This is a genomic window from Paenibacillus sp. JCM 18996 (genome assembly GCF_055392555.1).
This window is the reverse complement of sequence record NZ_AP043884.1, coordinates 309,937-330,823: the sequence shown is the minus strand read 5'-3', so window position 1 is coordinate 330,823 and position 20,887 is coordinate 309,937. Positions and strand designations below refer to the sequence as shown.

General features: G+C 46.8%; 21 protein-coding genes and 3 pseudogenes. 10 read left to right on the top strand and 14 right to left on the bottom strand.

What is annotated here, in order from left to right; genetic code table 11:
• Positions 1-278 precede the first annotated feature (278 nt).
• The 6 genes from ACZ5N7_RS01630 to ACZ5N7_RS01605 form a co-directional block, all read right to left on the bottom strand.
• Positions 279-1,115, bottom strand: a complete 837-nt coding sequence (locus ACZ5N7_RS01630; RefSeq protein WP_464656795.1) for a pyruvate, water dikinase regulatory protein — start codon at positions 1,113-1,115, stop codon at positions 279-281.
• Positions 1,102-1,776: a helix-turn-helix transcriptional regulator gene (locus ACZ5N7_RS01625; protein ID WP_464656793.1), complete on the bottom strand. Its 675-nt coding sequence runs from the start codon at positions 1,774-1,776 to the stop codon at positions 1,102-1,104. Before ACZ5N7_RS01625 ends, ACZ5N7_RS01630 begins: the two co-directional genes overlap by 14 nt.
• Positions 1,777-1,862: 86 nt before the next feature.
• Positions 1,863-4,553, bottom strand: coding sequence for a pyruvate, phosphate dikinase (gene ppdK, locus ACZ5N7_RS01620; RefSeq protein WP_464656791.1), 2,691 nt, complete (start codon positions 4,551-4,553; stop codon positions 1,863-1,865).
• 1 nt (position 4,554) lies between these two features.
• Positions 4,555-4,749 carry a GapA-binding peptide SR1P gene (locus ACZ5N7_RS01615; protein ID WP_464656789.1) on the bottom strand — a complete coding sequence of 65 codons (195 nt, stop codon included), beginning with the start codon at positions 4,747-4,749 and terminating at the stop codon, positions 4,555-4,557.
• Positions 4,722-5,774: a type I glyceraldehyde-3-phosphate dehydrogenase gene (gene gap, locus ACZ5N7_RS01610; RefSeq protein WP_464656787.1), complete on the bottom strand. Its 1,053-nt coding sequence runs from the start codon at positions 5,772-5,774 to the stop codon at positions 4,722-4,724. The genes ACZ5N7_RS01615 and gap overlap by 28 nt, the downstream gene beginning before the upstream one ends.
• Before the next feature lie 478 nt (positions 5,775-6,252).
• Positions 6,253-6,717 carry a DUF2062 domain-containing protein gene (locus ACZ5N7_RS01605; protein ID WP_464656785.1) on the bottom strand — a complete coding sequence of 155 codons (465 nt, stop codon included), beginning with the start codon at positions 6,715-6,717 and terminating at the stop codon, positions 6,253-6,255.
• Positions 6,718-6,945: 228 nt separating this feature from the next.
• Here ACZ5N7_RS01605 and ACZ5N7_RS01600 point away from each other — a divergent pair.
• The 7 genes and pseudogenes from ACZ5N7_RS01600 to ACZ5N7_RS01570 all read left to right on the top strand — a co-directional run.
• Positions 6,946-7,183 (top strand): annotated as a pseudogene (locus tag ACZ5N7_RS01600) (class II fructose-bisphosphate aldolase); the annotation flags it as partial.
• 325 nt (positions 7,184-7,508) lie between these two features.
• Positions 7,509-8,021, top strand: a complete 513-nt coding sequence (locus ACZ5N7_RS01595) for a hypothetical protein (protein ID WP_464656784.1) — start codon at positions 7,509-7,511, stop codon at positions 8,019-8,021.
• A gap of 273 nt (positions 8,022-8,294) precedes the next feature.
• Positions 8,295-8,477, top strand: coding sequence for a hypothetical protein (locus ACZ5N7_RS01590; RefSeq protein WP_464656782.1), 183 nt, complete (start codon positions 8,295-8,297; stop codon positions 8,475-8,477).
• Between the two features lie 623 nt (positions 8,478-9,100).
• Positions 9,101-9,286 (top strand): AAA family ATPase, encoded by a 186-nt coding sequence (locus ACZ5N7_RS01585; protein ID WP_464656780.1) that lies wholly within the window; start codon positions 9,101-9,103, stop codon positions 9,284-9,286.
• Positions 9,287-9,325: 39 nt separating this feature from the next.
• Entirely contained in the window at positions 9,326-10,303 is a 978-nt protein-coding gene (locus ACZ5N7_RS01580) for an ATP-dependent nuclease (protein ID WP_464659102.1), read from the top strand.
• Positions 10,304-10,503: 200 nt separating this feature from the next.
• Positions 10,504-10,983: a hypothetical protein gene (locus tag ACZ5N7_RS01575; protein ID WP_464656778.1), complete on the top strand. Its 480-nt coding sequence runs from the start codon at positions 10,504-10,506 to the stop codon at positions 10,981-10,983.
• A gap of 170 nt (positions 10,984-11,153) precedes the next feature.
• On the top strand, positions 11,154-11,990 hold the full coding sequence (locus tag ACZ5N7_RS01570) for a hypothetical protein (RefSeq protein WP_464656776.1): 837 nt from the start codon (positions 11,154-11,156) through the stop codon (positions 11,988-11,990).
• 252 nt (positions 11,991-12,242) lie between these two features.
• On the opposite strand, the pseudogene tnpC reads toward ACZ5N7_RS01570, so the two are convergent.
• The 5 genes and pseudogenes from tnpC to ACZ5N7_RS01545 form a co-directional block, all read right to left on the bottom strand.
• Positions 12,243-13,319 (bottom strand): annotated as a pseudogene (gene tnpC, locus ACZ5N7_RS01565) (IS66 family transposase); the annotation flags it as partial.
• Positions 13,320-13,445: 126 nt separating this feature from the next.
• A complete protein-coding gene (gene tnpB, locus ACZ5N7_RS01560; RefSeq protein WP_464656774.1) occupies positions 13,446-13,799 on the bottom strand; it encodes an IS66 family insertion sequence element accessory protein TnpB in 354 nt (117 codons plus the stop codon).
• Positions 13,800-13,825: 26 nt separating this feature from the next.
• Complete coding sequence (gene tnpA / locus ACZ5N7_RS01555; protein WP_464656772.1) at positions 13,826-14,122, bottom strand: IS66 family insertion sequence element accessory protein TnpA; 297 nt, start codon at positions 14,120-14,122, stop codon at positions 13,826-13,828.
• Positions 14,123-14,377: 255 nt separating this feature from the next.
• Positions 14,378-14,530, bottom strand: coding sequence for a hypothetical protein (locus tag ACZ5N7_RS01550; protein ID WP_464656771.1), 153 nt, complete (start codon positions 14,528-14,530; stop codon positions 14,378-14,380).
• Between the two features lie 318 nt (positions 14,531-14,848).
• Positions 14,849-15,709, bottom strand: a complete 861-nt coding sequence (locus tag ACZ5N7_RS01545) for a dimethylarginine dimethylaminohydrolase family protein (RefSeq protein WP_464656769.1) — start codon at positions 15,707-15,709, stop codon at positions 14,849-14,851.
• 157 nt (positions 15,710-15,866) lie between these two features.
• Between ACZ5N7_RS01545 and ACZ5N7_RS01540 the strand changes: the two are divergent.
• Positions 15,867-16,013: pseudogene (locus ACZ5N7_RS01540) on the top strand (IS110 family transposase); the annotation flags it as partial.
• 38 nt (positions 16,014-16,051) lie between these two features.
• Here the strand turns inward: ACZ5N7_RS01540 and ACZ5N7_RS01535 are convergent.
• Positions 16,052-17,056 (bottom strand): DUF3231 family protein, encoded by a 1,005-nt coding sequence (locus tag ACZ5N7_RS01535; protein ID WP_464656767.1) that lies wholly within the window; start codon positions 17,054-17,056, stop codon positions 16,052-16,054.
• A 376-nt stretch (positions 17,057-17,432) separates the two neighbouring features.
• Positions 17,433-18,218 (bottom strand): R2-like ligand-binding oxidase, encoded by a 786-nt coding sequence (locus ACZ5N7_RS01530; RefSeq protein WP_464656765.1) that lies wholly within the window; start codon positions 18,216-18,218, stop codon positions 17,433-17,435.
• A gap of 175 nt (positions 18,219-18,393) precedes the next feature.
• On the opposite strand from ACZ5N7_RS01530, the gene ACZ5N7_RS01525 reads away from it, so the two are divergent.
• Positions 18,394-18,720 (top strand): DUF2087 domain-containing protein, encoded by a 327-nt coding sequence (locus ACZ5N7_RS01525; protein ID WP_464656763.1) that lies wholly within the window; start codon positions 18,394-18,396, stop codon positions 18,718-18,720.
• 121 nt (positions 18,721-18,841) lie between these two features.
• Complete coding sequence (locus tag ACZ5N7_RS01520) at positions 18,842-19,441, top strand: DUF2087 domain-containing protein (RefSeq protein ID WP_464659101.1); 600 nt, start codon at positions 18,842-18,844, stop codon at positions 19,439-19,441.
• A 253-nt stretch (positions 19,442-19,694) separates the two neighbouring features.
• Here the strand turns inward: ACZ5N7_RS01520 and ACZ5N7_RS01515 are convergent, their stop codons facing one another.
• The gene (locus tag ACZ5N7_RS01515) at positions 19,695-20,777 is read right to left on the bottom strand and encodes a glycoside hydrolase family 172 protein (protein ID WP_464656761.1); all 1,083 of its coding nucleotides are present in this window, start codon (positions 20,775-20,777) and stop codon (positions 19,695-19,697) included.
• Positions 20,778-20,887 lie beyond the last annotated feature (110 nt).

Below are 20,887 nucleotides of genomic sequence, written 5' to 3'. Positions count from 1 at the left end.
ATTTCCTGGCGAGCCGCGTTGTTTTATAACTGTTTGCCGATCTCCGGATTAGCCGCGTTTTAGTCTGGCAGTGCCTGTGAAAGAAGGCCGGTTATCTGAGCACCTAAATTCCAACAGCGTTTTGCAGCCGTTCACTGAAAAGCATTGTCCCGTAATAAACTTGGCGCTTTCCGAAGCTTCCTTGGTAATGTCGAATCGTACCGCAAAAGCTTTCGCACAGGCATATTCAGGCCCCACGGCCAGAACAATTGGGACTATTGGGCGCTGCAGATCTGACATTATAAGTGGTCCAATATGATGCCTGCGGTCTCCTCTATCGCTTTGTCAGTGACGTTGATGGACGGGCAGCCGAGCTGCTTGATCAGATTCTGCGCATACTCAAGCTCTTCCACGATCCGCTCCAGTCTCGCATACTTCGCGCCATAGGGAAGCCCCACCGCTTTGATGCGTTCCGTTCGGATTCTGAGCAGCTGCTCGGCGTCCATCGTCAGGCCGATGATTTTGCGCGGGGATACCTGAAACAGCTCCTTGGGGAGCCTTACTTCCGGTACCAGCGGCAGATTGGCCACCTTGTAGCCTTTGTGCGCGAGAAAAATGCTGAGCGGCGTCTTGGAGGTGCGGGACACGCCGATGAGAATGATATGCGCCTGCAGCATCCCGCTGGTTTCCCTGCCGTCGTCGCATTTGACGGCGAATTCAATCGCCTCGACCCGGCGGAAATAGTCGTCGTCCATGCGGTGGAGAAGGCCCGGCTCCCGTTTGGGAAAATTATTGAACGTATCGATGACCGCCTGCATCATCGGACCCATGATGTCCACGGCACGAACGCCGAGGCGGACCGACTCCTCCTTCATCATTTCCCGCAGCTCGGGCTGCACAAGCGTGTAAGCGACAAAACCTCCCGCCCCTGCCACCTCTTCCATAATCAGCCGAATCTCATCCTCATTTTTGATATGCGCAATCCTTTTGATCCTGAACTGTTGCGCGTCGAACTGACGGATCGTTGCGCGGACGACGGATTCCGCCGTTTCGCCGACGGAGTCCGAACAGACCGTGATCGTATGCTGCTGCCCTTCAATCAACTGGATTCCTCCTAAACCTTCAAATCTGTGCATCGTTGCCAAGCTCAAGCAAAATTCTGGTCATAGTCGTCTTCGTGATTCGGCCCACTACTTCCGGGTGCCCGTCATCCGATGGCGACACGACGGGAAGACTGTCCACCTGATGCTGGATCATCCGGCGTCCGGCCTCAAGCACCGGATCGTCCGCAGTCACTGTGACAATATTCGGTTGGCGGGTCATCACGAAGCTGACCAGCATCGAAGATGCGGCCGGGTTGCCAAGCGTAACCTTAAGCAAATCCTTGCGGGATACGACGCCGACCAATCCGCCTTGCGCATCGGCTACGGTCAAGCTGCCGACATCCTCAAGAAAAAGAGCGACGACCGCATCGTTCACAGTCGCCGTCTCCCTGATTACAACCGGCATAGATTGGTAGTCCTTCACCTTAAGCTCCCTTAACGCGTCAAGCCTTTGTCCCCGGGAGGCCACCGCTTTTCCGAGAAAATAACCGACCTTCGGCTTGGCGTCTATATAACCCAACATAACCAGCACGGCCAAATCGGACCGGATGGTGGGCCGGCTCAGACCGAGAAATTCCGCGATCTGCTCGCCTGTCACCGGCGCATGGCGCTTGACCAATTCCACGATTTCCATCTGGCGGGGTGTCAATTCGATAGCCGTTCCCTCCCGTAAACATAATTGTCCATTTATCATATAATGTTTCGGACAAAAACGCCAGAATCCTGCTTGGATTAGGCCGGCTCAGCCTGCAACAGCCACATTGAAAAAGGTTCGGGCGCTCAGACAGCAGCTTTATCCGCTTCCAATCGGGCCGGCTCTGCCGTTCCGATCGCCAGCTGCGCCTGTGCCGCAGCGATTCGGGCGAGCGGCACGCGGTACGGGGAGCAGCTGACATAATCCAGGCCCGCCACATGGCAGAAAAAGATCGATTCCCTGTCGCCGCCGTGCTCGCCGCACACGCCGGTTTTTAGTCCCGGCTTCACCAGCCGCGCCCGCGTAACCGCCCACTCAATCAACAGTCCTACGCCATCGCTGTCCAGCACCTGGAACGGATTGGACGGCAGCAGCTTGCTGTCCACATAATGGCTCAGGAATTTGCCCTCCGCGTCGTCACGGCTGTACCCGTACGTCATCTGCGTCAAATCGTTGGTTCCGAAGGAGAAAAAGTCAGCGTGCTTCGCGATCCGGTCGGCGGTCAAAGCCGCCCGCGGCACCTCTATCATTGTCCCAACCTTGTAAGCAACCGAACCTTTCATACTGCCAAGCACCCTCTCCGCTGTCCGGTCAACGAGCTCACGCATGATCCTCAGCTCGTTCTCATGACCCACGAGCGGGATCATGATCTCCACAAATACCCGGATACCGTCCTGAATGCAGGTGAGAGCCGCATTGAAAATCGCTTCCGCCTGCATCTCGTAAATCTCGGGGAAGACGATGCCAAGCCGGCAGCCGCGCTGGCCGAGCATCGGATTCGCCTCATGGAGGGCACGCGCCTTGCGCAGCAGCTGCCCCACCGCCTCCCGCTCTTCGACGGGACTCTCGGGATTAAGGCCCAACCGGATATGCCGCTGCTGCAGCTCCTCCAAATTCGGGAGAAACTCATGCAGAGGAGGATCCAGCAGCCTGATCGTCACCGGCAGCCCGTCCATGGCTCTGAACATGCCCTCGAAGTCGGCCTGCTGCATCGGCAGCAGCTTGTGCAGGGCCTTCCGACGGTCTGTGTCGTTCTCGGCGAGAATCATCGCCTGCACCACCGGCAGCCGCTCGGCCGACATGAACATATGCTCCGTCCGGCACAGGCCGATACCCTGGGCGCCGAGCTCGCGGGCCTTCCGCGCGTCCTCCGGATTGTCGGCGTTCGCCATGACGCCGAGACGGCGCACGCCGTCTGCCCAGTCCAGCAGCTGCAGCAGCTCAGGCGACAGCTCGGCCTCCTTAAGCGGCACGACGCCGCGGATCACCCGGCCGGTCGCGCCGTCGATGGAGATCCAGTCGCCTTCGCGCACAGTCTCGCCGCGTGCGCTGAATTCGCGGCGCTCCTGCTGGACGCGCAGCTCCTCGCAGCCGCAGACGCACGGCTTTCCCATGCCGCGCGCCACCACCGCCGCGTGGCTGGTCATGCCGCCGCGGCTTGTGAGGACACCCTCGGCGGCAAACACGCCGTGGATGTCCTCCGGAGTCGTCTCCGCGCGCACGAGGATGACGCGTTTGCCCGCGCGGGCCCATTCCTCCGCGAGGTCGGCGGTGAACACAGCCTGCCCCGAGGCTGCGCCCGGCGAAGCCGGCAGTCCGGCCGCGAGCACGTCGAGCTCCGCCTCGGTGTCAATCGCAGGGTGCAGCAGCTGGTCGAGGTGGGTCACCTCCATCCTCTGCAGCGCCTCCTCCCTGCTTATCACTCCTTCCCGCACAAGCTCGACGGCGATTTTCATCGCGGCCTGGGCGGTGCGTTTGCCGCTGCGCGTTTGCAGGATATACAGTTTACCCCGCTCCACGGTGAATTCGATATCCTGCATATCCTTGTAGTGGACCTCAAGCTGTTCAGCCGTGTTGGCCAGGCTGCGGTAAACTTCAGGCATCTCCCCGCCCAGCTCCGAAACCGGAAGCGGCGTACGGACTCCCGCTACGACATCTTCTCCCTGGGCGTTCGTCAAATATTCGCCGAACAGCTTCTTTTCGCCAGTGGAAGGATTGCGCGTAAATACGACCCCCGTTCCGCAGTCGTCACCCATATTGCCGAACACCATCGACTGGATATTGACCGCGGTGCCCTGCTCATCCGGAATACGGTGAACCTTGCGGTACACCTTCGCCCGCTGGTTGTTCCAGGAACGGAATACCGCTTCCACCGCCAGCTCGAGCTGCTCGGAAACCTTTTGCGGAAATTCCTTGCCGGCCAGCCTGCGTGTCACGCTTTTATATTGAACGATCAGTTCCTCCCAGCCATCCGCCGGTACGTCCCTGTCCTGCGCCCAACCGTTCTCCGATTTCATTTTATGGAGGTGCTGTTCGTAATGCATCGAATCCACACCGAACACAACATTTGCGAACATTTGGATGAGCCTTCTGTAGCAGTCAAAAGCAAACCGGCGGTTGCCCGTCATCCGCGCCAAACCCTCCACCGTTTCGTCGTTCAGCCCCAGGTTAAGGATCGTATCCATCATACCGGGCATGGACGTCACGGAGCCGGAGCGGACAGACACGAGCAGAGGATCCTTTGTATCTCCGAAACGCTGTCCCTTGGCGGATTCAAGTCTACGCATCGCGTCCTCTACCTGTGCAAACAGACCGACCGGCAAGCTGCCTCCCGTGGCGTAGTAAGCGCGGCAGGCGTCCGTGGTCACTGTAAAACCCGGCGGCACAGGCAGCCTGGCTTTGGTCATCTCCGCCAGATTGGCCCCTTTTCCGCCCAGCAGTTCCTTCATCGTTTGATCGCCCTCTGAAAAATGAACCACCCATTGTTTTACGCTCATTTTATTCCGCCTCCGTCCGCTCAGTCTTGCCGCAGTTCTCTTGCCCGCAGCTGCTGTAAAAAACGATCACACGATTGGTATCAAGTTCATCTATAAAACCGCCACAGTCGCGGCAAAGGATGGTACCCAATTTCGGTAAACGGCTGTCTTGTTCCTTCATCACACTCGTTAGTTGAATAATGCTACTCTGTTCCATGCGGCATTCTCTCCTTTTTGAGTTTGACTCGCGACCAGGTTCATCAAATCCGCAACCCGGGAAGCATAAGCCCATTCATTGTCATACCACGCTAAAATTTTCACCTGGTCTCCCGATGCCATCAGCGATAATCCGTCCACAACGGCCGATTTGCTGTGGCCGATATAATCGGACGAAACAAGGGGTTCCTCGCTGTATCCCACGTAGCGGGCAAATTCGCCTGTCACGGCTTCCTGGAAAACCGCCTTCACCTCATCGGCCGTCACGCTGCGTCCCAGCTGCAGAGTCATATCGGCCAAAGACACGTCCGGTGTCGGCACCCGCAGCGATATTCCCTGCATCACCGGCGCCAAATGCGGAAGGATATCCCGCAGCGCTTTTCCTACCCCTGTCGTTGTCGGAATGATGGACTGCGTGCAGGAGCGGGCTCTCCGCAAATCGGCATGAGGATTATCGAGATGTTTCTGGTCGTTTGTATAAGCGTGCACAGTGGTCATCCAGCCGCTGCGGACGGTGAAAGCGTCGTCAATAATTTTCAGCACCGGCGCCACACAGTTGGTCGTACAAGAAGCGGCGGACAACAACTTGTGCCGCTCAGGGTCGTAACGGCCGTCGTTCACTCCCATCACGACCGTGAGATCCATCCCGCTGCCCGGCGCCGTTATGATGACGCTGGAAGCTCCGGCCTCCAAATGCTTTTCCGCGCCCTGCTTGTTGTTGAATTTGCCTGTGGCGTCAATGACAAGGTCTACGCCCAGTGCCTCCCACGGCAGTCTGGAGGGATCCCGCTCCGCCAATACGGCGATGCGGCGTCCATTTATCGTTAGAGAATCGATGCCGTCCTCGATATCCGCGTCCCACATTCCGTGAATCGTGTCGTATTTCAGCAAGTGCGCTATCGTAGACGCGGGGTAAGGGCTATTGACCGCTTTTATCTCCGCTTCGGCACTTCCGCCTGCACAAATGGACCTTATCAGCAGCCTGCCTATCCTTCCCAACCCGCTTATACCGACTGAGCAGCTCATACAAGACCTCCTTCGATGATTTTCTTCTCATATAATACATACCATATATTTTATTATGACACAATATATAATCGATATGATTTTATAATATACACTTTAATTGCCACAAAATCGTCAAAAATACGCATAATTCCAACCCGCCATCTCAGAGGTTCCTCACTACCTTAATGCCGCGGCAAAACGGCAGCTCACAGCAAAAATGACGCACAAATTGGCAGCAATTTGATACGTCATTTTGTTTTAATATGATGTTATTGTTATTCAGGATTGTTGGGATACTCTGTTTTGAGTAAAGACATAACATTTAGAGACTCGTACTTGTCACCGTTTTTTTATACAATCTCTCAGCGTACCTTCCAAAACAAATCCAACCGTTTCATACACATACAAACTACTGCCAAGCAGAGGTAACTTATCTGTTTTTAAATGAAAGAGATTTCAATGAAGGCAGGTAACTCTTCCCTGCTTCCCATACCCCTTAAGAAGATGAGGTTTTTGATTTGCGCTTTAACCTTAGTACGAGGATTTGTCTGATCACAAAATAACATAAGACAGCTAAAACCCCTCCGATAATAACTGCTCCTAGCAACAATTCAGCGTCTTTGTGTAACACTCCTCTAGCCCAAGCCCACTTATGCGCATGCGGATCGAAGTTTTCATGGAGCATACTCTTTCCAATTTTTAATTCCAATGGCGCTAATGGAATGTATACAATCTTAGTAAAGAAATAGCCTACTAATGCTGAGGTCAGACTAAATTTCAACCACTTGACTACAGCGATCATTAGTATAAAAGCAATTCCTGCCGTTGGTATGGTCAACATTTCCGAAATTACCCCGATAGCAAAGCTCATTGCTACTGAATGTGGTCCTGCAGGGTCATTGAGCAATTCGTGCCATTTACTTGCAATCTTTGTCTTCAACTTAATTATAAAATTCTTCATATGCCACCACTCTCATCGCTTTTTATATAAACATAGCATACCCAGACTAGTGCTCATTAAGTAATATCGGATTTCTGGGGATTGTAGTTATACTCTCTCATGGTTGATTCCATGGCTCTTCCGTTTCAGGATACAAAAAAGAGACCCACTTCAACGGGCTGCAGGTCTAAATTGTGGGTAACTTTGTTATATACCATTTTGAAAAATCGTTAAGTTTGAAAGTGGTATACTATAAAAAAAGTGGTGGAATACGAGCATAACCACGGCGTTTCCGTCGAAGCAGAACTAGGAACCGTCGGAGGGCAAGAAGATGATGTTGTAGGAAAAGGCATCATTTGCGCAAACCCGGGCGATTGCGCACGGGCTCGTCAAGCTCACAGGCATTGATTGCCTCGCTCCAGCTCTTGGCTCTGTGCACGGACCCTATAAAGGGGGGCCAAAGCTTGGATTTAAGGAAATGGAACAAAGCCATTAAAGAAGTCGTTACCGGAAAGATTCGGGAATTCGGATCAAACGGAAAAGCGTAACAAAAAAGGGCCTCAGTCGCAGAGAGCACTGCAAAAAAGATTTTTGAAAAATACTGCTGATTTAGGGAATACATAAATGTCTCCCTGACCTCCGAACGAGCCTTAGAATCAAAGAGGCTCGTTTCCTTTTGGTCATGTAGTTGTTCTTGCCAATCGGATTAGACTTTGCTTTCGAAGAAGTAACATAAGAATTCCTTGGATAATATGCACAGACATGGGAATAATTATATCGATATCAATTTATTTTTTAAGGAGCAGCTATCGATGATAAGCACCCGCGAATTGAAAGGACAGATCGATGAATTAGCGCAGCAACTCCAATTTATAACGGATCAGTTGGACCAAATTAAACAATCTCTTAAGAACCAAGAAAGCAACAATGATAACGAAAACCAATCATCGAGCGGAAATAATAATAATCAAAGCGGGAATAACGGCAACCAAATTTCTGGAATCGCTAATGATTTTTTAAAGTTAAAAGGTTTAACGAGTGAATTAGAAAAAAAATTGCAGCAGTATAAATCAAGTCAAACAGGTAAATCTTCCGGTTCAAACCTCACAGAGGATGATGTGATTCATTTAATCCTAGGTATGATGAATGGAATGATTGACTGGACTTTAGATTATGTATCCACGCAAGGTCAAAACCAAAATCAAAATCAAAACCAAAGTCAAAATCAAAACCAAAGTCAAAATCAAAACCAAAGTCAAAACCAAAGCCAAAGTCAAAACAATATTTTTATCAAAGCCATTAAACGCAAGAAATCCCAACAGTAAAACAAAAACACCATTATTCCTTTCTCAGGTGCGGTTATTTGTCATGCTCTTTTACCCGTATAGCACCCCCATCCGTTCATCAACAGATTCATCTTTGCTCTTTATTCAGTTGGAGAAAAGTGGGAGCAATTTTTCCAGAATGCTTCCTTGATCGATTTTATCGAGATGGTTCTTTATGGCAAAACGTATTACCATCTATATTTTATTTTCATCAACGCTCAGCTATATATCCTGTTTCCGGTTCTATTATGGTTCTTACAACGAAACCCTCGCATGACAAGGCATCTCTTCTGGATCGGTGTTATGCTGCAGTGGGCATTTGTACTCTATAATCATTACAGCTTGCATTACTCGGATAAAGGGCAGTTGGCCATCAGCTTTATTTCTTATTACTTTTTGGGCGCATTTGTCGGCATCTATTACCATACGCTTAAAGATTGGATTTTTGTTATGTAGAGTAAATTGTTTTCGCAAAAAGCGCGGCTCTGGATACCGCTTTGGATCTTATGGATCGCTTCAAGCTTAGGAGATGTGAACCTATGGTATCAAAGTCGTGTGAATGATGTAAGCGGAAACTCGTTAACATACGAGTGCTACTGGTTTTTTCATACATTTACTTCACCGTTGATTTTGCTTCAAATAGCGAGTGCGGCAAATGGGAAATTTACGACGTGGTGCTGGGGGACTGGCGACAAATTGGTGAGGATGAGCGAAGAAAGGCAGTGAAGATGTTGGACGCATATGACGCCATCGGGAAGCATGAGCCAAAAAAGAGAGCAGACGATTCGAAGGTGATCATTTTTCCAAACCGGTGATGAACTTGGTGGACAAGCTGAAGAATAATCCAATGGGTACGACGTTCGAAATTGAGCGTCGTTTCTTCTTGTATATCTTTTTAAACTTTGTTGCTGATAAGCTTGTTAATTTAGCAGGAGACTAAACTCAAAACCGCATGCCTAAAATCCAAGTAGTGTTCAAAATATCATTCACTTGTACCACTGCATACTCCTAGTTGCTTTTCTTATGGTAGGAAATAGGATAACATAAGACTACAAATAATTATCGCCGGGGGCTTCGTGATGAAACTTAGTCAAATTACCTTACACAACGTCAAAAGCTTCAAAGAATCGACTGTAGTTAACTTTAATGAACAATTTAACATTTTGATTGGTCCGAATGGCGGTGGTAAAAAGCAATTTGCTGGATATTGTAACGATCGTTATGAGGCATTTCTTGTTAAAAGGTTATATCATCGTTCCCAATAGCGATATAAGGGGAGCGTTTTTTTTCCTTCAGAACACGAAATTGTTGACGAACCAGAAGTGCATTTGCATCCAAAGTGGCAGTCGGTGTTGATTGAACTGTTTTTAGAGCTTGCAAGGGAGACGGGCAACCAATTCGTCATATCAACTCATTCTCCGGCATTCATTAATGAACGAACGCTAAATGACGTCATCAGAGTGTTTAGGGACGATCAGAATGCAAGTCATGTTGCTCATTTTCAAGCCGAGTCTGTCGTAGGAACGAAAGATTTGTTGCATATCATCAACAGTACGAACAATGAAAAAATGTTTTTCGCTGATAAGGTCGTTTTGGTTGAAGGAATTTCAGATCGGTTGATATTCCAGAAAATGATCAAAGTGTTGCTGAAAGAGTACAAAATAAATAAAATCATCGAAGTGATTGACGTAGCAGGTAAAATTAATTTGCAAAAATATCGGGATTTCCTTAATATGCTCGGCACCGAAAATTGGATCGTCACAGATCCTGATTATGTGAATCAGATCGGGGATAACACGCTCAAAAGCCTTTTTGTCACAAATGAACGTAAAATTGATGAGAACGTGCTTAAAGATGTTAGAAGCGTGGATGGTGCAACACTGACCGAAAAACTTGAACGAGCGCTTACAAGTGGTCAACTAGAAGAACTTCGGGTTCTTTGGGAGTACATTAAGAGCTTCCGTCGTAAACTTCAACCTGACATGACAGAGGGACAAAAAAACTTACTTCAATCATTCATAACAAGAGAGGAAGAGGATCGCATCTTCATTCTGGAGTATGGTGATATCGAGGACTATTTACCGGAACCTTATGGAAAAAAAGACGTAAATAACGTTATTCAATTAACACGAGATGATGATTTTCGAGCATGGATTTGTAATGAGGACGACATAAAGATGAGAGCAATTAAACGAATAGCGGAACGGATAATGCTCAGTGTAGAAAATCGTACAGTGGCAGAGGAGCCGCTGCAACCTGTTACTGTGGGAACAGCCAATTAAGCAACAAAGAAAATTATCGCATTTGAAGCCGAAATTGGTGAAAAATCGAAAAGGCGAACTTGAAAAAGTGCGACACGGTGTCAAAGCACAGATGCAGAAAGAAACGGTTCATCAATAAGAAAAGCAGGTGCTGTCGAAGCCACGTCCTTAGGGCAATCGTCAATGGCATCAATGACCGGAAGGAGAGCCGTGTCAAGCCGTTGATGGACGAACTAGGCGCAGTCCAGACCCGAGTCCAGGAGATTCAGGCAAAAAAGCTCAAGTACTTGGAACTATATGAATTGGACGATTTTGATCGAAAGCTCTTTTCCGATCGGCTTGCAGAACTTGAAGCCGAACTTGATCGGCTTTATGGCCGAAAGTCCGAACTGGAATACGAACTGAACATCGACCATTCGCAAACCGTCTCCTTCGAGCAAGTACAGTCATTGATTGGGCGCTTCGAGTACCTACTTCGATTTTCGTCCTTCGACCAGCGCAAGACGCTGCTGCACCTCATCATTCAGAATATCACCCTGAACGACAAGCGTCAGATTGACAAGATCGAGATGGTCTTCGACGAGACAACCGAACAGCATTTTTTAAGCCTAGCCCCTTCCGCTGAAAGCCAAGCGGAAGGGGCTTTCCCTTTTTGCGGGAAAGCCATGAGGCTCAATCATAGGCTCGTCGTCTGCATTTAACGGGGATAATCCATCCCTGCCGATCAAGTCAGTTGCCTCCGACTTGGGTGTTTACTCAGCTAACGTTATCCGTTAACAATATTTCGATAGTAAAATGGACAAAAACCCCAATTAACCGAATATTAATTTCTATTATGGAAACTATAAACTTAGTTGGGGGGGAATTTGTCATGCTTTATATCCTTCATATTGTTTTAGCATCAGCCTACGTCGGCTGGTTATTGAAATCAAAGAGATTAACATGGAGTTCTTTTGTAAATATCTTTGTTCTCGCTTTGCTGGTCGTAGATATTACCGAGATCATTTTTAATTTATTACTGGGCCTATATAAATTCCCAACGAGCCTTTTGTCCGACCCCGTTCGTGACAACTTTTTAGGCATTTTATTTACTGATTCCATCATTTTGCCGTTAACTGCTGTATTATTCTGTTATCATGTTATGAATCACCCTTGGAAAACAGCTCTGACTTGGGCATCCGTCATGACTTTCTTGGAATGGGTTTATCTAAGACTGGAATTCTTGAGATACTACAATTGGTCTGTTGTATATTCCGCTTTGTTTTATTTAGTGGGATTTGCATTCTTCTCACGTTTGGCCAATGTGTATATCCATAGCCCCTCGAAAGTACCCTACTTTATTAGATTGACTTGCTTTGCCTATACTGCATTAGCGCTGCCTGGTGCAATTCCCGATGTATTATTCAATCTTCACCAATGGCGCCCTGGACTTCTATCAAGTCCTTCTTCAGATGATAGAATCACGGATTTAGGTTCCAGCTTCATTCTTGCTCTAATTATAGGAATGGTAATATCCAGAATAGCTACCCCGTTTAAAATAATTTCGTTTGCACTGCTAGTTTGTTTGACCCTTTTATGTGCTTTCTACTCCTATAGTCAAGGTTGGTTAATCTACAACCAATGGAACCATACCCTTACCGTTATTAGATATTTAATTCCATACCTGGTCCTTTTCTGGTATGACAGATGGCAAGCAAATTTAAAATGAATGCGATTGAATGGTGGGAGTTGAATGGCACGGCTTGCTTGACTGTTCATTCTCTACAGCAATTTTAGACTAAGTTGTATAAACTGTTCCACATTACTGCCCGTTGAGCGATCAACGCATCTGTTCAAAAATTCCTGAATTTCGTGAAGAAGTAAAAGGAGCAGCAGCGGCAGCTCCTTTATTGTTTGTATGGGGTCAATGTAAACGTTAATAGCCCCAAACCTATCATTGTACTGGAGCTGTAATAGACTTATGCCGCTCTTCCGGCGTGGCATCCTTCAAGTCGCGTTCAATGGCGAAGAGCGCATTGCAATACGCCAGCCGCTGACCCGCCGCCGTATCCGATTGCCCTTTCGTCTCGGGCGAGGCTTTTAACGCTTCGTCGTACTTGCGCCGAGCATGCGCCCAGCATCCGACTAGTGTAACACCAGCAACTTTGTGGTAGCCTGGATAGCCGTCCACATGTAGATACCCCTTAAAGCCGGTTAAGAATTTCCGGGGATGTTCGCCGCCCCGTGTCATCTGGTAGTCATAAAGCACCGCCGGCGATACACATCGACCGGTCGGGTAGAGCCACAAATAGGATGTGGATTCTGCCGATCTTCCCGGTTCACGTAGCACCTGCAGCGTCGTCTCATCTGCATGCAGCGTCTCCTGCTTGAGCAAATACGCCTTTATGGCATCGACCATGGGAGACAGCCACTGCTCCGCTCCGTATATCATCCAGTTCGCCATCGTTTGCCGTGACAATGTAAAGCCCAAACGTGCAAACTGCTGCTCCTGTCGATAAAGCGGCAAGCTGTCCACGTACTTCTGGCACATGATATGCGCCAGAACTGACGGCGAAGCGATGCTTCCCGGATAGACGGGTTTCGGCATCGGAGCCGTAACGATAGGTGTCTGAATGTCTTCACGCTCACAATGGCGGCAGGAATAGATCTGCCGCACATGTCGGATGACCTTGACTTGAGGTGGCACGATGGCGATCTCGCTTCGAGTCTCGGTGCTCATCTCATGAAGTGCGCCGCCACAGCACGAGCAGACCTGATCCTTCTCACTGAGCTCATAGGTCACGGTCTCGATCGGCAAACGTTCCAGATCCGCTTCGCGCTTGCCGGTCGATTTTCTGCGTTCGTAAGTTACTTGCTCCGTCGGCGGCTCTTGCCCTTTAGGCGTTGCAAGTACCTCGGCTTCGTTGAATAGATTCAGCTCCAATTGATTGGGGCTCGTCTTCTCGCTTGATGCACCGAAGCGTTTTTGTTGCGCAAGACGGAACTGCTCCTCGTACCATTTGAGCTTGGCTGTAAGCTCTGCAATTTGCTGCGTCTGATTGGTTTCGCTATTCCAGTTGTTGGATTGTCGTTAAGGTATCCGCTCTATTTTCCATACCATATAGATTCGGTGAATGTCACTTTATCCCTGCCAGGAGGTATGGCGATACCGCGAACATTTGCTTTAAACGACCGTTTCAGCCGTAACTTTCGGGTGTGCCTGGCGCTGGCGAAGCGAAAGTCCATCGAGTAGCCAGCGAAGCTCGCGGGAGGAGATGGTTACTATGCCCGCGCTCGTGGTCGGCCATTGAAATGTACCGCGTTCAAGACGGCGGTAAAACAGCCAGAACCCGTTGTGCTCCCAATACAAAATCTTGAGTTTGTTCCACTCACGATTGCAAAACACGAACAAGCTCGGCGAATAGGGATTGAGCTCGAAGCCTTCCTGCACGATGGCAGCTAATCCGTCGATGGACTTGCGCAGATCGGTTGATCCAGATGCGAGATAGATGTGCTGGACGCTGGATAATGTTAGCATGGCGCTTCCAGAGCTTGCACGACTTCTCATAGCAGCCATGGGTCAAAGCCAGGATGGATCTCTATATGAACTGAACCGATACTAACGACAAGGGAAGAGGTGGGAATGGTAGATTGGATGGGATCGGTAACCGTTAGCGGCATCCAGTGATTAAAAAGAGTTCCAACCTCGGAAGGGATTGATTTTAGTTTGCGGAGCCAATACTTCAACTGCTCTTTTTTAACATGATGGACATCGCACCACGCTGACATTGTAAACCCGCTCGTTTTGTAATCCGCTATACGGGCTGTCCATTCTTGGTGATGCTGTTCTTTAGTAATCATAAGGCAACCTCCGATTGGATTAGGTTGCTCTCATTTTCTCATGTATATTTGAGGGCTTGATGTTTGACGCTTACCAAATAGCAAACTTATTGTATCGAAATCTACATGCGAAGATCGTCAATGCAATCATGAATCTTGGCGTTTCTTCTTTTGGAGTTTATATTATACATGCAGCGGTTCTCTTCTATTACTTCCGTTTACCAATCAACCACACGTCAGCCACTTACTATTCATACGATGCGGAAGGTTATGCCTTCACTCTTCTCTTGTGATGGGTAATTGTAGGATTGGCTCAGGTGCCTCGTCCAAATACATCTCTGCTTCTTTGAGTGTAAAGCCTCGTGAACCCATTTTAACGACTTGGTTTTCATCTTCCGTCAACGCCATAGTTCGGATATTTCCTGTCATTACTTAACCTCCTTGTGGCTAGGAATACCTTTGTTTACCCGAATAAGAGTAAACTGTAAAGGTAAAATTTCTTTTTCAGAGATATTTTTACAATCCGATTTAAACAGTCTATACATAACGCGTGGAGGGAATACATCATTTGTTTGTACAACTTAGTTCCTATCGCTTTTTTTATTCATGTTATTTCATGACTGATCAATAATTCTTCCTATCTGTGTTCCTTCGTTCGGAGCTCAACCGGCAAGCCAATCAATAGGACGTTTCGAAATGATGGCAAGTATAGTGGATTAAAATGGAATCCTGCCAAGTCTATGTCCTTTACTCTTCTCCCCTTATAAGCGGCAGTGTGCAGCAGCGGAAAGATCCTCCTGATTTAATGATTTCCGAAATATCCACTTCAATCACTTCGTAGCCTCTACGGTGAAGTTCTTTATTTACCTCTTCATTAACAGGCAAACTAAAAACTTTCTTGCTGCCTAATGACAATACATTCGTTCCCATTTTAAATTGTTCGGTCTTATTCACCTCAATTAGTTCATAACGTGCGGCTAATCGGTCTAAGTCTTCTTGGTGGAGAGCCGGCGAGAAGACGAGCGCTTCCGTTGGAGACAGCACATTAAACACACAATCCAGATGCAGGTAGGAACGTTCAATCGGTATAGTCACCACTTCGTACTCTGGTATGTATTGCATTAAATTATGTACCGCATTCTGCGAGGTTCGGCCGCTGATCCCGACAAAAACGGTATTCCGGTCAATCATCACGTCTCCGCCTTCGATACTGTCCCGTTGTAAGTTATAAAAAGGGTAATTATGTTCATTGAGCCATTTAATTAATATATTGTCTTCGCCTTGTCTGATTCCGCGGCCCATGTGAGACACAAATAACTTCTGTCCCAGTGTAAAACCAATATCTCTGGTAAACACCTGCTCGGGATATTCTTCTACATGAGGCAGGAGCAGGGCTTCGATGCCCTGGTCTGACAAAGCTTTGCGAAATTCACGATGCTGCTTTACCGCCAGCTTTTTATCTATATTGTCCTCCGCATAATGCCTTTGCGTTTCATTGATAATTTCACTTATTTCCATATACTGAGGTTCACACAAGAGTACTTTGTACAGCGAATGATATTCGGTGGCGCAGTACAGTCCGTTTCCTTGCTGCATTTTATATGCCATGATTCCGCCCCCAATTAAGGTTGTTTATGGGGAGTATTCCCATTCAAGCGGATCATATTAACAATATACATTGATTCGTTTTTCATTCCCTTAAATATGGAAATATCTGAAATTTATTAGTCGTGAGCAAAGGTCATAGGATGGCAATAGTTAAGGAATGGGGATCGACATCGCCCAAGAAAACCATGTGGCGCGAGCCGTGCATTTCCGCGGCATTGTGCTTGGTGAACCCCTCTTGTTTCCAAATGACGAGGACGGATTTCGCTCTCTTCTCCAATGGATCCGGAACCTGCATGCTATTTACCAACTAACCGACGCTGTTTTCGTCCATATCGATTACCACTACACACTTCTATTTCTTAATGCTTCCCTGTCAACATTTTGTGGCGGTTGTTCCATCCACCTGTTGTCAATCATCAATTTAACGCCATCATTTGCATACTGGAGTATTTCAGCAACAAGTCTTGTGTAATGTCCTCCTAAATCCTTTCTAAGGCTTGCCCCAATGGCGGTCCCATAACCCGCAACACTAAGGGCATTTAAACTATTGATTTGAAACATCATTAACTTATCTGAAAATGGGGCATCAATGGATTGTGAAATTGTTGAATCCCATGTGGTTGGCAATGGCACCCCATCTTCAATTAAAATCTGTCTAAACACTGTCTCATGCTTTGCAGCTATCTCCGTACCTCTCTCCAAATATCTTCTCACTTCAGATGATTTAGCTGTTTGGGAAAAGCCTGTGATAAAAGTTCTGCCAATGGAGTTTGTTTCCGTATTTTTCGAAATATGAGTTAGTTCAATAACAGTCAAAGGTCGGTGTTTGCCGATTAATCCTGATAAAAATGATTCACTTTGAAGGTATTCAGCTTTTTCCATTGGAGGTAAGGTAGGTGAACGGACAAATGCTCCCTTCTTTAGAAGTAAATCACAAGCATCATTGTAAAGTTTCATAAACATTTCTGAAGTTTTTGAAATCCAATCTCTTACATCTTTCCGTGCCAATACTTCGAGCAAAGCTGCCGCAGCCGCAGTTCCAGCAGCAGCCATGTATTTTATGTATCTAATGGTAAACAAATCTGAATATAATCGACCCGCTTTTAAGTTCACATCTTCTTGTGTGAATCCAAAAGGTATTGCATGATTTTCTTTTTCAAAGATTTGTTTTACTTCGTTTACAACAAAATTGCAATTTGTTAAAGCTGTTTGAATAATTTCTGTAGAATCTGCATCTTCATTAACAGTGGCAAAATGCTGAACTATACAATAAGCCATTGAATTTTGCATATATGCACTCCATAATGCTGCAATTTCTGATGATATAAGTTTTGGGTTATGTTCCATTTGTTGCTTAGTTCTCCTTATATGATTTTTTTTTAGTATTTACAGGAATAATTGAAAATATTATTCTCTATAGAGATCTTTATTTGGTAATAATCCTTTTTATAATCGTTATGTGCCACAACACTTTTTATAAAAGTTAATATCCAATCCAATCAAATCCATCTGATACCTTACTGCCCGATTATTGAACAAAATTCAAACTGTTCCATTTTAACCTGAATCGTTATTCTTTCGTATTCCTTCGGGTACGTTCTGCAAAACTCGTTATTTCAACAAATGAAAAAGGAGCCGTCGCAGAAAGCCCCTCAACTATCGTTTTCCGAAATAAGAATTAGAACTAACGCATTTACTTTACACGGCTTCCAGGAACTCCTAATCAATTACGCCAACCACATCTTCGGATATCAAACGGACTTGTTCCGTTGCTCTCGACAACTTCCCTGTTTATGGATAAAGCCATTGGCGCCAGTTCTTGCATACGATTTGCAATTCGATCAAAAAGGTGAGGATGCTCACAAATCAGCCGTTGAAGCAAGAATGTTCCATATCCTATATGCCGGGATTCGTCTTTCTTAAGATAATCGATTCCCTTCATTAGCCCTGGCATTTTTCCCATCTTATTCAGACCTTGATAAAAGGACCAATACCCAGTTTCAGCCAGAACTCCCTCTACGAACATATTGTATAAGACTGACGCATCGGCTAAAGCTTCTGGTGTATGGTCAACTAATAATCGGTTCATGGTTTCAGGCAATATCTCATAAAAAATCTTGCGGTACGTAGGTACATGATACTTAGAAATTTCATCGTTAATACCTAGGACATTCAAGACGATGCGGAAAAATTCCGTATGTTTCGCTTCTTCAAACAGGAATGTAGTGAGATACAGTTCTTCCTCGAGTCTTCCTTCTTTTGCAATAGTCATAACAAGCGGTAATAAATCGATGGTGACTGCTTCTTCTCCTGCTTGGAACTGGGATAACAGACGCAGCGTTCCTATACGCTGTGATTCAGTCAACGTTGTCCAATCCAAAACATCTTGTTTGAAATCTATGTCTTTCGGATCCCAGATCCCAAATTTTTTCGCCTTTTGAAACAAACGATAAGGCAAAGCATCCTCACGCAGTGAACGGGTTGTTGTTGTGAATTGTTCATGTTTCATATACTGTACCTCCATTGTTTGATCTAAATCGTTCGAGTCGTAAACTTTGTTAGAAGAATTGCTCGTTTAAAACATCCTTCGATTGAATATCCATATTATAACATTTACAGTTGACAAAGATACCTAATTTTAATAACATCTAATTAGACAATAATTTAATTAAAGGAGGACCAAAATGCCTGACCATCCCGCAAACACGCTGACCAAAAACGAAAAGCTGCAGAAATCCGTGCTGCGCAATTTTTTCACAGAGCATGGTCGTTTGAAGAACCTTCCTTCACAATTGAAAAAAAAGTTAATCGTCCTCGAGCATCTCACAAACCAACTGGAGCCCAACAAACCGTATGCAGAAAAAGAAATGAACGAATTTATCAAAGCCTTTCACGAAGACTACGCCACGATCCGCAGGGAACTGTTTATCCACCGGTTCGTCAACCGAGACAAGGAAATATATGAAGTGAATACCCGCAATGAATGGAGAGACTGGGCAAGCCTAAGATAAAATTCAGTTAAATTGAAACCTTCAATTGGCTCCACTCCCTGCACATTTTGACCGAAGTGAAAACTTATATTAAGCTATAATTAGACTGTTATATATTCATGTAATCAACGGAGGGTTTTGTATCCAACTCGATAAAATCGTAAATTACCATAAAGCACTGGCCGATCCGACACGCATACGGATACTGATTCTGCTTGCCGACGGAGAAATGCACGGACAGGCGTTAGCGGAAAAGCTAGGCGTGTCGCCCCCAACGATTACCCATCATGCGATGAAACTTAGAGAAGCGAGTCTAATCAACGAAAGAAGAGAAAAGAACACGATCTATTTCTCTCTTAATGACTATTTTTTGAAGCAGAATGCTAAAGCGACAGCCGATCTGATTTTCAAAGAAACGAGTGTCAAAGAAGAACAGCTGCAAACAGAGAACAACGAGAAGCTTAAACTGTCCGTATTGAATTCCTTCTTCTCTGCCGACGGCAAGTTGAAGCGCATTCCCAGCCAATATAAGAAAAAGCTGATGGTATTGGAACAGCTGGCCGCAAAGCTGGAAAAGGGAAAGCAGTACACGGAAAAAGAGATCAACGAATTTATCAAGCAGTACCACGAAGATTTTGCAACGATACGCCGTGAATTCATCATGCAGCATTACATGTACCGTGAGAAGGAAGTATATGAACTGAATCCGAAGGAAATGTGGGCAAAATGGGAAGAGCTGTAACTCGCGTTAAAATAGAGCTGCAACTATGACATAAATCAATCTCATTATTCTAAAAAAAAAAGCACACACTATCCGCGGAGGCATAATAACTCCTTGGATAATATGCACAGAAATGGGTAAACGGCATTTACGACTTCTTGAAGATGATCAAACGGATTCTTGTGCAACTGTGATGCGCAGGAGAAAAAAGGCAGCAAGCTGGCTGCCCTTTCGAGATGTTTATAACCATGCCAAGAACTACGTGAACCCAGCGCTAGATAACTTCGAGATCGTCTTGCTTGGGAAGTTCGGGATATACAGCGTGCGGCTCCGCCTGATACCAATAAGCAACCGAAGCAATGTCATCCTGAAGCGGCAAATATCTTCCCCCTGAGCGCCAGCCGAGCGCCTGAATCGTGACGCGTAAATCTTCCCCGAAACGGATCGGATCCATAATATGCCATCGGTACATGCCAAAGCGCTGCTGGCTCCTGTACAGACCATCCGGCTTTATCACCTGGTGTAACCCCAGGAAGGCTGTAGAATACAGACCGTATTCACCTTTAGGCTGTTCGAAGTTCCACGCACCGCCGAAATAGTCTTCCGTACCTGTGCCGGAAATCGTGGGAAATTCCTTATCCCCGTCCATGTAGAACTTGATTTCCCCTTCGCCCCACCAGCCGGTGCTGTTTACCTGCCAAGCCAGGTATGTACCGACGTAATGTCCCTTGCCCTTCACGCCGTCCAGGATAGTATGGACCTCCTTATACTGCACAGGATTGCTGCGCCGCCATTGGGCATGGAAATATGCAGTTTCTTCTACTGCATCAGTCAGTGAATAATCAATTTGGAAATACAGGACGGCATCGTCAGCAGAACGATTCTCTACGGTCACCTTCGCCTCTTGCCGGAAAGGCATCACCCAATAGCTGTTCATGCCGCCCGCGGGATTCACAGCAATCGGCAGCGAGTTTACATTGCTCCGCTCACACCATCCGTTACAGAAGAAGTCGCCGAGCGGCACCTCCACCGAAGGATCCGATTCCTTATCCCAATAAATACGTACAATCAAGCTTCTCCACTTATCGGGTTGGGTGGTCATCCAAATATGCTGAATAACACCCGGACCATCGATCTCGGCTAACGTGAAATTTGTGCCGGATTTAATCATTATGGAAGGCGATACCTTCCAGCCTATGCCGAGGTCGCGGGCGCAGGCTGCACCGGTTCCTTCGTTCGCCATCGCAGCCTTCCCCTTCTCGCCTGTAAAATTTTCTGCGCTGATCGATCTTGACCTCGCATTTGAAAGCTTTGTTAACGCACCGAGCCCCATGTCCAAACTATCAAAATTCGCCATCCTGTGTTCCGCCTCCTCACTTTTTCAAGCAACATAGAGGTTATTTTCGACATTTAACAAATATTTCCTCTTTACTTAATCTGGAAAATGATTGAAATTTTCAAAATTTT

What these genes read in the sequence shown, in the direction of transcription:
- ACZ5N7_RS01630 (WP_464656795.1), bottom strand. Translation starts at nt 1,115, where the DNA reads ATGCACAGATTTGAAGGTTTAGGAGGAATCCAGTTGATTGAAGGGCAG.
- ACZ5N7_RS01625 (WP_464656793.1), bottom strand. Translation starts at nt 1,776, where the DNA reads ATGATAAATGGACAATTATGTTTACGGGAGGGAACGGCTATCGAATTG.
- ppdK (WP_464656791.1), bottom strand. Translation starts at nt 4,553, where the DNA reads ATGAGCGTAAAACAATGGGTGGTTCATTTTTCAGAGGGCGATCAAACG.
- ACZ5N7_RS01615 (WP_464656789.1), bottom strand. Translation starts at nt 4,749, where the DNA reads ATGGAACAGAGTAGCATTATTCAACTAACGAGTGTGATGAAGGAACAA.
- gap (WP_464656787.1), bottom strand. Translation starts at nt 5,774, where the DNA reads ATGAGCTGCTCAGTCGGTATAAGCGGGTTGGGAAGGATAGGCAGGCTG.
- ACZ5N7_RS01605 (WP_464656785.1), bottom strand. Translation starts at nt 6,717, where the DNA reads ATGAAGAATTTTATAATTAAGTTGAAGACAAAGATTGCAAGTAAATGG.
- ACZ5N7_RS01595 (WP_464656784.1), top strand. Translation starts at nt 7,509, where the DNA reads ATGATAAGCACCCGCGAATTGAAAGGACAGATCGATGAATTAGCGCAG.
- ACZ5N7_RS01590 (WP_464656782.1), top strand. Translation starts at nt 8,295, where the DNA reads ATGACAAGGCATCTCTTCTGGATCGGTGTTATGCTGCAGTGGGCATTT.
- ACZ5N7_RS01585 (WP_464656780.1), top strand. Translation starts at nt 9,101, where the DNA reads ATGAAACTTAGTCAAATTACCTTACACAACGTCAAAAGCTTCAAAGAA.
- ACZ5N7_RS01570 (WP_464656776.1), top strand. Translation starts at nt 11,154, where the DNA reads ATGCTTTATATCCTTCATATTGTTTTAGCATCAGCCTACGTCGGCTGG.
- tnpB (WP_464656774.1), bottom strand. Translation starts at nt 13,799, where the DNA reads ATGCTAACATTATCCAGCGTCCAGCACATCTATCTCGCATCTGGATCA.
- tnpA (WP_464656772.1), bottom strand. Translation starts at nt 14,122, where the DNA reads ATGATTACTAAAGAACAGCATCACCAAGAATGGACAGCCCGTATAGCG.
- ACZ5N7_RS01550 (WP_464656771.1), bottom strand. Translation starts at nt 14,530, where the DNA reads ATGACAGGAAATATCCGAACTATGGCGTTGACGGAAGATGAAAACCAA.
- ACZ5N7_RS01545 (WP_464656769.1), bottom strand. Translation starts at nt 15,709, where the DNA reads ATGGCATATAAAATGCAGCAAGGAAACGGACTGTACTGCGCCACCGAA.
- ACZ5N7_RS01535 (WP_464656767.1), bottom strand. Translation starts at nt 17,056, where the DNA reads ATGGAACATAACCCAAAACTTATATCATCAGAAATTGCAGCATTATGG.
- ACZ5N7_RS01530 (WP_464656765.1), bottom strand. Translation starts at nt 18,218, where the DNA reads ATGAAACATGAACAATTCACAACAACAACCCGTTCACTGCGTGAGGAT.
- ACZ5N7_RS01525 (WP_464656763.1), top strand. Translation starts at nt 18,394, where the DNA reads ATGCCTGACCATCCCGCAAACACGCTGACCAAAAACGAAAAGCTGCAG.
- ACZ5N7_RS01515 (WP_464656761.1), bottom strand. Translation starts at nt 20,777, where the DNA reads ATGGCGAATTTTGATAGTTTGGACATGGGGCTCGGTGCGTTAACAAAG.